Origin of the sequence: Acetobacter syzygii (assembly GCF_000964225.1) — a bacterium.
Lineage (GTDB): Bacteria > Pseudomonadota > Alphaproteobacteria > Acetobacterales > Acetobacteraceae > Acetobacter > Acetobacter syzygii.
In genome coordinates this window covers 137,567-149,529 of the sequence record NZ_BAMZ01000009.1, presented here as the reverse complement: position 1 = coordinate 149,529, position 11,963 = coordinate 137,567, and the positions used below count along the sequence as shown (strand labels likewise).

11 protein-coding genes are annotated in these 11,963 nt (G+C 55.3%); 8 read left to right on the top strand and 3 right to left on the bottom strand.

The features are described 5' to 3' along the window. The first annotated feature begins 85 nt into the window (after positions 1-85). From lepA to Absy_RS04525, 4 genes are all read left to right on the top strand, one after another. On the top strand, positions 86-1,891 hold the full coding sequence (lepA, locus tag Absy_RS04540) for a translation elongation factor 4 (RefSeq protein ID WP_048853534.1): 1,806 nt from the start codon (positions 86-88) through the stop codon (positions 1,889-1,891). Positions 1,892-2,019: 128 nt separating this feature from the next. Next, positions 2,020-3,195: a homoserine O-acetyltransferase MetX gene (metX, locus tag Absy_RS04535; protein ID WP_048853600.1), complete on the top strand. Its 1,176-nt coding sequence runs from the start codon at positions 2,020-2,022 to the stop codon at positions 3,193-3,195. Continuing rightward, positions 3,195-3,794: a methionine biosynthesis protein MetW gene (gene metW / locus Absy_RS04530; protein ID WP_048853533.1), complete on the top strand. Its 600-nt coding sequence runs from the start codon at positions 3,195-3,197 to the stop codon at positions 3,792-3,794. The genes metX and metW overlap by 1 nt, the downstream gene beginning before the upstream one ends. 496 nt (positions 3,795-4,290) lie before the next feature. After that, positions 4,291-5,589 (top strand): DEAD/DEAH box helicase, encoded by a 1,299-nt coding sequence (locus Absy_RS04525; RefSeq protein WP_048853532.1) that lies wholly within the window; start codon positions 4,291-4,293, stop codon positions 5,587-5,589. Positions 5,590-5,644: 55 nt separating this feature from the next. Here Absy_RS04525 and Absy_RS04520 read toward each other — a convergent pair whose 3' ends face one another. From Absy_RS04520 to Absy_RS04510, 3 genes are all read right to left on the bottom strand, one after another. Then, positions 5,645-6,475 (bottom strand): endonuclease/exonuclease/phosphatase family protein, encoded by an 831-nt coding sequence (locus Absy_RS04520; protein ID WP_245614725.1) that lies wholly within the window; start codon positions 6,473-6,475, stop codon positions 5,645-5,647. Positions 6,476-6,542: 67 nt separating this feature from the next. Further along, entirely contained in the window at positions 6,543-7,241 is a 699-nt protein-coding gene (locus Absy_RS04515; protein ID WP_048853530.1) for a carbonic anhydrase, read from the bottom strand. Between the two features lie 134 nt (positions 7,242-7,375). Beyond that, the gene (locus Absy_RS04510) at positions 7,376-7,993 is read right to left on the bottom strand and encodes a LabA-like NYN domain-containing protein (protein WP_048853529.1); all 618 of its coding nucleotides are present in this window, start codon (positions 7,991-7,993) and stop codon (positions 7,376-7,378) included. Between the two features lie 176 nt (positions 7,994-8,169). Here Absy_RS04510 and folK point away from each other — a divergent pair, with 176 nt between their 5' ends. The 4 genes from folK (at position 8,170) to acpS (ending at position 11,897) form a co-directional block, all read left to right on the top strand. Further along, on the top strand, positions 8,170-8,685 hold the full coding sequence (gene folK, locus Absy_RS04505; RefSeq protein WP_048853528.1) for a 2-amino-4-hydroxy-6-hydroxymethyldihydropteridine diphosphokinase: 516 nt from the start codon (positions 8,170-8,172) through the stop codon (positions 8,683-8,685). Between the two features lie 92 nt (positions 8,686-8,777). After that, the gene (rpoZ, locus tag Absy_RS04500; protein WP_025826282.1) at positions 8,778-9,149 is read left to right on the top strand and encodes a DNA-directed RNA polymerase subunit omega; all 372 of its coding nucleotides are present in this window, start codon (positions 8,778-8,780) and stop codon (positions 9,147-9,149) included. A 52-nt stretch (positions 9,150-9,201) separates the two neighbouring features. Then, positions 9,202-11,493, top strand: a complete 2,292-nt coding sequence (locus Absy_RS04495; RefSeq protein ID WP_095351201.1) for a RelA/SpoT family protein — start codon at positions 9,202-9,204, stop codon at positions 11,491-11,493. Continuing rightward, positions 11,490-11,897, top strand: a complete 408-nt coding sequence (gene acpS, locus Absy_RS04490) for a holo-ACP synthase (protein ID WP_048853527.1) — start codon at positions 11,490-11,492, stop codon at positions 11,895-11,897. Before Absy_RS04495 ends, acpS begins: the two co-directional genes overlap by 4 nt. Positions 11,898-11,963 lie beyond the last annotated feature (66 nt).

Here is an 11,963-nt window from a genome sequence, read left to right as displayed (position 1 = left end):
CTGTGCGTGAAAAAAGTGTGGGAAAGTGCAGCCCGGAGCATAGGAACAGGCTGACTTTTCTCTTCATTTCCCGTAAAGGGGCATCATGACCGATGTACCCCTTTCGCTCATCCGCAATTTTTCCATCATCGCACATATCGATCATGGAAAGTCCACTCTGGCCGACCGCCTGATTCAGGCGTGTGGAGCCCTGACTGCCCGCGAGATGACCAATCAGGTTCTTGATAACATGGATCTGGAGCGCGAGCGTGGTATTACCATCAAAGCGCAGACTGTCCGGCTGACGTATCCGGCCAAGGACGGCAAGACCTATGTCCTGAATTTGATGGACACCCCCGGACATGTTGACTTTGCATACGAAGTCAGCCGCTCCCTTGCCGCGTGCGAGGGATCGCTTCTGGTGGTCGATGCCTCTCAGGGCGTGGAAGCCCAGACACTGGCCAACGTCTATCAGGCCATTGATGCCAACCACGAGATTGTGCCCGTGCTCAACAAGGTCGATCTGCCTGCGGCAGAGCCAGAGCGTGTTAAGGCACAGATCGAGGAAGTCATTGGCATTCCGGCTGATGATGCTGTTGAGATTTCAGCCAAGACGGGGCTGAATATCGAGGGCGTGCTGGAAGCCGTTGTCACCCGTCTGCCCCCACCTCAGGGTGATGCTGAAAAACCCTTGCAGGCCATGCTGGTAGATAGCTGGTACGATCCCTATCTGGGTGTAATCGTGCTGGTGCGGATTAAGGAAGGCCGCCTGAAAAAAGGCATGAAAGTTCGCATGATGTCATCGGGTGCAGTGCATCAGGTGGATCAGGTGGGCGTGTTCGCTCCACGGATGACGGCTGTGGAAAGCCTTGGTCCGGGAGAAATGGGGTTCATTAACGCGGCAATCAAAACCGTTGCAGACTGTAACGTGGGGGATACGATCACGGATGATCGTCGGCCTGCGGCAACCCCTCTGCCCGGTTTTAAACCCTCCATTCCCGTGGTGTGGTGTGGGCTGTACCCCATTGTCGCTGATGATTTTGAAAAACTGCGGGACAGTCTGGCCAAACTGCGGCTGAACGATGCCTCGTTCCATTATGAAGCAGAAACATCCGCAGCCCTTGGGTTTGGTTTCCGTTGTGGCTTCCTTGGGTTGCTGCATCTGGAAATTATTCAGGAACGGCTGTCCCGCGAGTTCGATCTTGATCTGATCGCTACCGCGCCGTCCGTGGTGTATAAAATCTATCGCACCAATGGGGAGATGGAAGAACTCCATAACCCGGCCGATATGCCCGATGGTTCCTTGATTGAAAAAATTGAGGAACCGTGGATCAAGGCCAACATTATGGTGCCCGATGAATATCTGGGTGCTGTGCTCACACTCTGCACAGAGCGGCGTGGCGTGCAGATCGATCTGACCTATGTTGGCAACCGGGCTATGGCCGTCTATCGTCTGCCTCTGAACGAGGTGGTGTTTGACTTCTACGACCGGCTCAAATCGCTAACCCGTGGTTATGCGAGTTTTGATTACCAGATGGATGGATACGAAGAGAGCGATCTTGTGCGTATTTCCATTCTGGTCAATCAGGAACCTGTGGATGCGCTGTGCTTTATTGCGCATCGCTCTGCAGCAGAAACGCGCGGTCGTTCCATTTGTGCGCGGCTTAAGGAGCTTATTCCACGCCAGTTGTTTAAAATTGCCATTCAGGCCGCTATTGGCAGCCGCGTTATTGCACGAGAAACCATAGGGGCTCTCTCCAAGGACGTAACAGCCAAGTGCTATGGTGGCGATATTTCGCGTAAGCGCAAACTGCTGGAAAAGCAGAAAGAGGGTAAAAAGCGAATGCGGCAGTTTGGTAAGGTGGAAATCCCCCAAAGCGCCTTCCTTGCCGCGCTTAAAATGGAACACTAACAGGGTATTGCCGGACCGGCTTCTGCCAGAATGTGGCCGGGATAAAACCCGGTCTGGCAATGCCAGTGCAACCGGGGCTGACACTGGTTTTTGCCCGGCCTGCCCGGGTTGGAGAATGCAGCGGTTTTATGAACAGTACAGCGCCCCTTCATATCGGTAATCATCCCCATGTCAGTTTTCCCGAAGGGGTGGAACTGGACTGTGGGGTTACTTTGGCCCCGGTGGATATTGCGTATTGTACGTATGGTCGGCTTTCGCCCCAAAAAGACAATGCCATTCTTATCTGCCATGCCTTTACTGGTGACCAGTATGTGGCGGAAACCCACCCGCTGACTGGTAAACCCGGTTGGTGGGGGCGCATGGTCGGGCCGGGCAAGCCGATCGATACAGACCGTTTTTTTGTGATCTGCTCCAATGTTCTGGGTGGATGTATGGGGAGCACAGGTCCACGCTCCTTGCGGACTGATGGACAGGGTGCTCCAGACGAATTGTGGGGAACTGCGTTCCCGCCCATTACCATCCGCGACATGGTGCGCGCCCAGTACAAGCTGGTACGTAGCTTGGGGATAGACCGCCTGTTTGCCGTGGTTGGCGGGTCCATGGGGGGGATGCAGGTGCTCGAATGGGCTGTAACCTACCCGCAGATGATGCTGGCCGTTATGCCCATTGCCACGGCCCCTTTCCACTCCGCCCAGAATATTGCGTTTAACGAGGTTGGGCGTCAGGCCATTATTGCTGACCCGGACTGGCGGGGAGGGCGGTATTGGGAAGCGGATGTTGTGCCCGCGCGTGGATTGGCTGTGGCACGTATGATGGCCCATATCACCTATCTGTCGGAGGAGGCCCTGACCCGCAAGTTCGGGCGGCGGATGCGCAGCGGACCAGCCGGAGGGCAGGGGCCGGAGGGGCCTGTTTCCATGTTTGGTGATATTTTTGAGGTGGAATCCTACCTGCGTTATCAAGGCTCCAGCTTTGTCCGCCGGTTTGATGCCAACTCTTACCTGAGCATCACGCGGGCGATGGACTGGTTTGATATTGCCGCCGACCACGATGGTGAACTGACCTCGGCATTTGTTGGTACGGCGGTCCGGTTTTGTGTTGTTTCATTTTCCTCGGACTGGCTGTTCCCCACATCTGCCGCCCGAACACTTGCGCGGGCTTTAAACCGGGCTGCGGCCAACGTCTCGTTTGTCGAGATCGAGACCGATAAAGGTCATGATGCCTTTTTGCTGGATGAGCCGGACTTTGACCGGACCGTGCGTGGTTTTCTGTGCGGTGTTGCTGAACATGCGGGATTGTCCTGATGCGTCTAGACCAACGCCTGATTGCAGACATGATCGAACCCCGCACACGCGTGCTGGATATTGGCAGCGGGGATGGCACGTTGATCGGCCATTTATACCGTGAGCGTGGGTGTGATGCGCGTGGTATTGAACTGAATATGGAACTGGTCACGCGCTCCGTGGCGCACGGTCTCCCCGTTGTGCATGGGGATGCCGACCACGATCTGGCCTATTACCCCGACCATTCGTTTGATTACGTGGTGCTCCAGCGTACTTTGCAGGCGGTCGAACGCCCAAGGGAGGTGCTCCGGCAGATGCTGCGCATTGGGCGGTATGCCATTGTTTCTTTCCCTAATTTTGGGCACTGGCAACTGCGTCTGCGCCTTTTGCTAGGCGGACGTATGCCCATGACGGCAGTGTGGCACACCCCTTGGTACGAAACGCCCAATATTCACCCCTGCACGATTCGGGATTTTCTCGAACTCTGTCGTCAGGACGGATATATTGTGGAAAAATGGATGGCTGTGGATGAAGAAGGGGAGCGCGCACCTTGGCGGCGCTCCATTCGTTTGGCCAATCTGTTTGGTGAGCAGGCTCTGTTTTTATTACGGCGACGTTAATTTTATATGGTGATTGGTGTTGCGCAAATGTCCGGCTTGATGGGCAGTTCTTAACAGAAGCCTAAAAAATAAGTTAGATTTGAAAAACAGCAATGCAGCCAAACAGGGGCTGCTCTGTGGCGTGGTGTGCAAAAAATATATTAAAAATACTAGTTATATGATAAAAAACATGTATATATCAGATGTCTGATGATCGTGATTTGCAGATGTTGTAACAGTTCTGCGGGCTGCTTATTTTCGGACCAATATGGTACGGAACCCTTGCGGGGCGCTCAGACTGCTTTTATATAATTCTTCCAAGACAGTATGCGCGGGATGCATGATTCCGAAAATTTCTTATTCTGTCTGTAATGTAATAAAATTCATGCTGACCTGTCCGTCTGGTCTGGCTTAGAGACGGTTCTGCTCTGTCATCTATAATTTGGTTTGGTAGTGCGTGACTGACGTTAAGTGTGGATGTGACTGATTTTCAGGTGCATGGAGAGGTTGCCCCTAAATGACTACTTTTTCGGATCTGAAACTTGCCGCTCCCCTGTTGCAGGCGTTGACGGATCAAGGGTACGAAATACCTACCCCCATTCAGGCGGGTTCCATTCCGCATCTGCTTGAAGGGCGTGATCTGTTAGGGCTTGCCCAGACAGGAACAGGCAAGACCGCATCTTTTGCGCTGCCTATTCTGCAACATCTGCACAACAACCCCAAAGCAGCCGCTCCCAAACAGCCGCGTGTTCTGGTGCTGGCACCAACGCGTGAACTGGTTGCCCAGATCAGCGATAGTTTTAAAGCCTACGCACGTTACATGAAGTTCTCGCAGGCTGTTGTGTTTGGTGGTGTAGGGCAAGGGCGGCAGGTTGAGGCCATGCGCCGCGGCGTGGATGTGCTGGTAGCTGCACCTGGCCGTTTGCTGGACCTGATCGGTCAGGGCTACATTGACCTCTCCGGGCTTGAAGTTCTGGTGCTCGACGAGGCTGATCGTATGCTCGATATGGGCTTTGTGCGCGATATCCGCCGGATTATGAGCTACGTTCCCGCCCAGCGGCAGACCTTGCTGTTCTCGGCCACCATGCCCAAGAGCATTGAAGATCTGGCGGCATCCCTGCTGAGCAATCCGGCCCGCGTGGAAGTTGCGCCACCATCCAGCACGGTCGACCGTATTCAGCAGGCCATTATGTTTGTGAATGGCACATCCGATAAACGCGATGCGCTGCTGACCATGGTGGAATCTGATAAGGTTGCCCGCGCTGTTGTGTTTACGCTGATGAAGCATGAAGCCAACAAGGTTGCTGAGTTCCTGAACAAGAACAGTGTGACGGCAGAAGCCATCCACGGCAACAAGTCTCAGGGTGCGCGTGAGCGGGCTATGAAGGGCTTCCGGGCTGGCTCGGTTAAAGTGCTTGTTGCGACTGATATTGCTGCCCGTGGTATTGACGTGGATGAAGTTAGCCACGTGTTCAACTATGACCTGCCGAATGTGCCCGAAAGCTACGTGCACCGTATTGGCCGTACTGCGCGTGCAGGGCGTGATGGTTGGGCTGTTTCTTTCTGCGATGCGGAGCAGCGCGCATGGTTGAAGGATATTGAAAAAACAATCGGGAAATCCATCCCTGTTGTGCGTGATCATCCCTGGCATTCAGAAGAAGCGGAATTTTCCACGCAGCGTCCACCAGTGCTGGGTGGCGGTGGTCGTGGTCGTGGTGGGCCGCCCCGCAATGGTGGCGGTGGTGGTCGTGGTGGCCCCCCCCGTCGTTCCGGTGGGCGTCCGGGTTCTTCCCACAGGGCGGGTGCTCACGCCTGATCGGTGTGACCAAGAAGACCAAAAGGGCCGCTACGGTTTTCGTAGCGGTCTTTTTTTATGGTTGCGGTATGCGCAGGGTAACGGAGACCGGGCAATGGTCACTTAAAGTTCTGGCGCTGTTTTGCGGAATGATCATAACGCGTAAAGAGTCTGGCTGGAGCCATTGTGCCGCAGCACCTCCAAGCAAAATATGGTCAATAAAAAAGCTCCCATTCTGGCAAGGGCTGGCCTGACCACTGGTGACCAGTGTAAGGGGCGTTATATGATTCAAGCCTGTAAAAAGAGGGTCAGTGCGCGTCAGGCGGCGGTTAAAATCGCCTAGTATGGCAAAAGCTTCTTCATTTTGTGCTCTGTCTGATATCCAGTTCTGCAAAGCTTGGAACTGCTGGAACAGAACGGGGCAAGCATGGTGGATTTCCGATAAAGGATTATCCCAGCAGCCGGTTTTGAAATGAACAACCAGAACACGTAAATCCCTGCTGCCCAATTGGAGCGTTATGTCCAGTCCGCTGCGGAGTGGATGGTGTTCGGGTCGGGTTTTAAGCGCTAATGCCGTTACGTCCGGGTTGCGCTGAATATGCAGCCCTTGCCGTGCAGCCAGGGCGGTATGTTGTGGAATATCATCGTGAGATACAAAAATTTGGTATTTGGAGCGGGGGAACAGGCGTGCCAGCGTTGCTGAATCTCCAACCTCCTGCAAGCCGATCAGGTCGGGGCGCAAGCGGGTGGCATATGCGGCCAGTTTTGTGAAATCCTGTGTATTTCTATGGGGAATATCCGTTGGTACACTGGGAGCATTCTGTGCCTGCTCATCCAGTAGCCAGTCCATGTTCCAGGTGCTGAGTCTGAGTGTTTGTGCCGGAGCAGCCCAACTTGCCTGGGCCAAAAAAAAGCCGGTTCCCGCAACGGCCATAAGACCGAGGCGGAGAACCGACCTGCAAAAACCAGATGCTTTATGCGGTTTCCTGTTCCGCCTGTTCTTGGAGTTTTTCAATAACACCACTGATCGGTACGCTCGTACGGGTCTGTTCATCCAGCACCGAAATTTCCCCGGTGCCAATATCGTAGAACCATCCTTGCAGGAACAGCGTGTTACGCGCCAGCCCTGCGGCTACTGCGGGGTGGGTACGCAGATGAGCCAACTGGAGCAATACGTTCTGTTCGGCAAGGCAGCGCACGGTTGCTGGCCCGGCATCTTCTGAACGGAGCGTGTTAAGGGTGGCAGCGCGTGCGGCCTCCGCATTGCGCAACCAACTACGGACTGTGGGCATTTTGTCCAGTCCGTTCTTTTCCGGTTCCAGCAGGGCTTTCATGGCGCCACAGTCGGAGTGACCGCAAACAATAATGGAGGACACCCCAAGCCCCAGAACCGCATATTCAATGGCGGAGGAAACGCCTCCAAGCATTTCGCCGTAGGCGGGGACCAGATTGCCAATGTTGCGCAGAATAAACAGATCACCCGGTTCTGTCTGGGTGATCAGGTTGGGGTTAATGCGACTGTCAGCACAGGCGATAAACAGCGCACCGGGTGCCTGCCCTTTGGCCAGACTGGCAAACAGGGCTTCCTTAGCGGGGAAAACTTCGGTGTTGAAGTGTTCAACACCATGCAGGAGCGAAAGCAGGTTGCTTCTGGCTTCGGAACATGTCGGCATCAGTGAACTCCGGAAAACCTTTACGTTTGGTCTGTGTGGGCTGGCAGCCCACAGCAGGTCTGTATTGATCCAAACGCATGAGGAACAGATACGTTACTGTAGAAAAAGCAAAATTCTGTTTTGTCATATTCCACTTAGCTTAGTGGATCATCCTCAGGTTCGCTCAGCTGGTCCGCCGGGTGGCGGATGGGAGCCGGGTTTGCGCGGGGCCGGCTGGGTTCGGTCTGGCGGCGGGTAAAGTTGGTACCCAAAGATGCCAGCTCAAGGAACTGGTCAGCCTGCCGGCGCAGGTCATCACCGATAAGAGGGGGGGTGGAGCGCATGGACGACACAACGGACACACGGGTTCCCTGCCGCTGCACGGCTTCCACCACGCGGCGGAAATCTGAATCGCCACTGAACAGGATGGCATGGTCGATGTGAGGTGCCATTTCCATCATGTCCACCGCAATTTCGATGTCCATGTTGCCTTTTACGCGGCGCTTTCCAGTCGAGTCTGTAAATTCCCGTGCGGGTTTGGTGACCAGAAAGTAACCATTGTAGGACAGCCAGTCTGTAAGAGGCTTAAGCGGGGAGTAATCCTCCGTGTCCAGAATGGCGGCATAATAATACGCGCGGATCACATGCGTTTTGGCAGCAAAAAATTCCAGCAGCTTTTTGTAGTCAACGTCAAAGCCCAGACTGCGGGATGTTGAATACAGGCTTGATCCGTCAATAAAAAGACAGGTTTTTTCATCTTTTTTCAGGTTCATGAGCGTGGTCCTCTAAATAAATTTGAGGGTGATGTTTTTGAGTTTTGATTATGTAAAAATGAAATTTTTCTCATGTGTTTGAAAAACGGCCTCTCTGTTTGTTTGGCGGGCATTCTTATAAAAGAAGCTCCGATTGTGTTCAAAACAAGATATTCCACCCAAGTGTGAGGCAAACCATGGCGGAAGAGACAAATCATACCAGATCGGTACTGATAGCAATAGGTGCAAATCTTCCTCAGGGGGAGCAAAGTGCGCATAAAAGCTGCGAACAGGCCGTAGCCGCGTTACGCTGCGTACCGGGGTTGAGCATAGAGGCTGTCTCCCGTTGGTACGAGAGTGCGCCTATGCCACCATCGGGGCAGCCCCCTTATGTGAATGGTGTTGTGCGTGGCGTAACGAGTCTGTCTCCTCTGGCATTGCTTGACTGCCTTCAGCAGATTGAAACGCAGCAGGGGCGTGTTCGTTCCGTGCCCAATGCGGCCCGCACGCTTGATTTGGATATTATTGACATGGACGGGGTGTGCGAGAAGACGGAACGCCTGTGCCTGCCGCACCCCCGCGCGCAGGAGCGGGCTTTTGTGTTGCTGCCCGTGCGGGATGTTGCGCCGCAATGGGTGCATCCGCTGACCGGGCAGGGGCTGGAGCAGATGGTCAATGCCGTGCAAGGGCAGGAAATCAGGGTGATCAGGTAATAAACCTTTCCTGCTGAGGGGGGATGCGGTAATATGCCCTTTCTGTCTTTATTTATTGTACCTTGTGCTGAACTGTCTGGAGGCTCTTCGTAATGGCCCGCGTCACCGTCGAAGACTGCGTTGAAAAGGTTCCAAACCGCTTTGAACTGGTGGTGTACGCCGCGCAGCGCGCCCGCAACATCTCCCGTGGTGAGGAGCTGACCATTGACCGCGACAACGACAAAAATCCTGTCGTTGCCCTGCGTGAAATTGCGGATGAAACCGTGCAACTTCCCGCTCTGCGGAGCGATCTGATCCGTTCTCAGGCCCGTGAGCCCGAACCCGAACCTGTGGAAGAAGAAGTGCAGGATCTGGTGCCAACCGAACAGAATATTTTTGGTTTGCAGGAAGTTTCCGCTGAAGAAGAAGCTGCGGATGACGTGCGCGCCATTGAGGCGGCTCTGACCGGTCGCGCACGGCGGTAAAAGGCGCGTGGACCAACCGGGCGGCGATATTCCCGTTCACACCTCCTCCCCCATGCGGGAGGGGGAAGGTCCGGTTGAGGCACTGGTTGGTGCGCCTGTTCCCACAGGTCGTGTGAACGAGATTAGCTGTGAGCGTCTGGTTGCCAAGGTGCTCAGCTACGCGCCGCAGGCGGATGTACAATCGATCCGTCGGGCGTTTGATGTGGCCTACAAGGCCCATCAGACCCAGATGCGCGATAATGGTGACCCCTACATAACCCACCCTCTGGCTGTTGCCATGATTCTGGCACGCTTCAGGCTGGATGTGCAGTCTATCTGTACGGCTTTGCTCCATGATACCATTGAAGATACAGGCGTTACCTACGATACGCTAAAGGCCGACTTCGGGCCTGTCGTGGCCGACCTGGTCGATGGTGTTACCAAGCTGACGCGGCTGGAATTACAGTCCGACCGTACCAAGCAGGCCGAAAATTTTCGCAAGCTGGTGCTGGCCATGTCCAAGGACATTCGTGTCCTTCTGGTCAAGCTGGCAGACCGTTTGCACAATATGCGCACGCTCCATTTTGTGGAGCGGCAGGACCGCAGGCAGCGCATTGCGCGGGAAACGCTCGATATTTACGCGCCACTGGCCGAGCGGATTGGTATGGATCGGGTCAAGACCGAACTCCAGAACCTGTCCTTTGCGCAACTGGAACCTGAGGCCGATACGACAATCCGCACACGCCTGAATTACCTGCGGGGGCAGGGGGCGGATGTTATTGAGGATGTGCGCAGGGAACTGCTGCGTTTGTGCCATGAGGCCGGGCTGAAGGATGCTCAGGTCTCTGGTCGCGAAAAATCGCCGTATTCCATATGGGAAAAAATGCAGCGCCGGAATGTGGCGTTCGAGCAGTTGTCCGACATTATGGCTTTCCGCATGATCGTGGATACGCGCGAGGACTGCTATATGGCGTTGGGGGCTGTCCACGCGGCGTACCCTATGATCGCCGGTCGGTTTAAGGATTATATTTCCACCCCCAAAGCCAACGGATACCAGAGCCTGCACACCGGTGTAACGCTCCGGTCCCCCCGTAATCAGAAGATCGAGGTGCAGATCCGTACGCAGGCCATGCATGATGTGGCCGAGAACGGTGTGGCTGCGCATTGGGTCTACAAGGAAGGTGGGAGCACCAGCCCCGAAGAAGGGGGATATGGTGGTGTGCGGCGTCCGCGCTGGGTGCAGGACCTGCTGGAAATTCTGGAGGCGTCATCTGCGCCCGATGAGTTTTTGGAAAATACCAAGCTTGAACTGTATCAGGATCAGGTTTTCTGTTTTTCCCCCAAGGGGCAACTGATCTCGCTCCCCCGTGGTGCAACCCCGGTGGATTTTGCCTACGCGGTACATAGCCAGATTGGCGATACCTGCGTTGGCGCCAAGGTGAATGGTCGCCTCATGCCCCTGCGGCATGAGCTGGAAAATGGCGATCAGGTCGAAATTATGACGGCTCGTGGCGGAGCCCCTTCGCCATCGTGGGAGCGGTTTGTTGTTACGGGTAAGGCGCGCGCGCGTATTCGCCGGTATGTGGCGCAGCAGCAGCGGCAGGTCTCGCTCGATAACGGGCGTGCGGCACTGGCCAAGGCTTTCCGTCAGGAAGGTGTGGATGGTTCCGAAAAAATTATGGAGACCACACTCAAGGCGCTCAAACAGAGTTCCTTGCAGGATCTGTATGTTGCTGTTGGCACGAGCAACCTGAATGCGCGTGATGTGGTCCATGCGGCTTACCCGGAATTGCGGCGTGTGCAGCGTGTGCCCCGTATGCTGGCGGGTTTGCCGGGTGTGCTGGGTACGGCTGGGCCTCGGCCACGGGGGGCGTCCACCATGCGGCGGCCCTCGGGTGGGGCGGTTCCGCTGGTTGGGCTTGGGGCTGGTGTGGCCGTGCATTACGCAGCGTGTTGCCACCCGTTGCCAGGTGACCGGATTGTGGGGGTGGTTGCAACCGGCAAAGGCGTGACCGTGCATACGCGGAGCTGCCAGACGCTGGAAAGTTTTGCCGCCACACCCGAACGCTTTTTGGATGTTGACTGGGATTATGATGCCATGGCCCGTGCCGGTGGCACCGGGCAAATGCGTGTTGGCCGCATTAGTATTGTAGCGGAAAACGAAGGGTCTGTTCTGGCCTCCATTACCAACACCATTTCCAAATGCGATGCGGCGATGGTCAACCTCAAGATTGTGCACCGGCAACTCGACTTTACCGAAATCCTGCTGGATGTGGAGGTGCGGGACCTGCGCCATCTGTCTTCCGTTATTGCCGGACTGCGGGCTGTTTCGGGCATTACGCAGGCAGACAGGGCCAAATCATGACCCTGCTGGCAACAGGTGTGGATCTGTGCGACATGCGGCGTATTGAGCGGACAATAGAGCGGTTTGGTGAGCGGTTTCTGGACCGGGTATTTACGCCATATGAACGCAACAAGGCTGAAGGTCGGTCCGGGCCTGCCAGAGTAGGCACATATGCCAAACGCTGGGCTGCCAAGGAGGCCTGCGCCAAGGCGTTGGGCACGGGTTTTGCCCAAGGGGTTACGCAAAGCCAGATTGGGGTGGAAAACCTTGCAACCGGGCAACCCATACTGGTGTTAACCGGAGCAGCGGCCCTTAGGCTGGCGCAACTTGTACCCGCAGGGTATGAACCGGACCTGATGCTGAGCATGACTGACGAGCCACCTTACGCGTTTGCGCAGGTGTTTATCTCGGTTCGTGCGGGTTGACATCGCATCGGGCGCACGGCTTGATCCGGCATATTTTATTTTTCAGTCATGAGTTATGGGAGCAGA

Coding starts and splice junctions, on each gene's coding strand:
- lepA (WP_048853534.1), top strand. CDS start 86: ATGACCGATGTACCCCTTTCGCTCATCCGCAATTTTTCCATCATCGCA.
- metX (WP_048853600.1), top strand. CDS start 2,020: ATGAACAGTACAGCGCCCCTTCATATCGGTAATCATCCCCATGTCAGT.
- metW (WP_048853533.1), top strand. CDS start 3,195: ATGCGTCTAGACCAACGCCTGATTGCAGACATGATCGAACCCCGCACA.
- Absy_RS04525 (WP_048853532.1), top strand. CDS start 4,291: ATGACTACTTTTTCGGATCTGAAACTTGCCGCTCCCCTGTTGCAGGCG.
- Absy_RS04515 (WP_048853530.1), bottom strand. CDS start 7,241: ATGCCGACATGTTCCGAAGCCAGAAGCAACCTGCTTTCGCTCCTGCAT.
- Absy_RS04510 (WP_048853529.1), bottom strand. CDS start 7,993: ATGAACCTGAAAAAAGATGAAAAAACCTGTCTTTTTATTGACGGATCA.
- folK (WP_048853528.1), top strand. CDS start 8,170: ATGGCGGAAGAGACAAATCATACCAGATCGGTACTGATAGCAATAGGT.
- rpoZ (WP_025826282.1), top strand. CDS start 8,778: ATGGCCCGCGTCACCGTCGAAGACTGCGTTGAAAAGGTTCCAAACCGC.
- Absy_RS04495 (WP_095351201.1), top strand. CDS start 9,202: ATGCGGGAGGGGGAAGGTCCGGTTGAGGCACTGGTTGGTGCGCCTGTT.
- acpS (WP_048853527.1), top strand. CDS start 11,490: ATGACCCTGCTGGCAACAGGTGTGGATCTGTGCGACATGCGGCGTATT.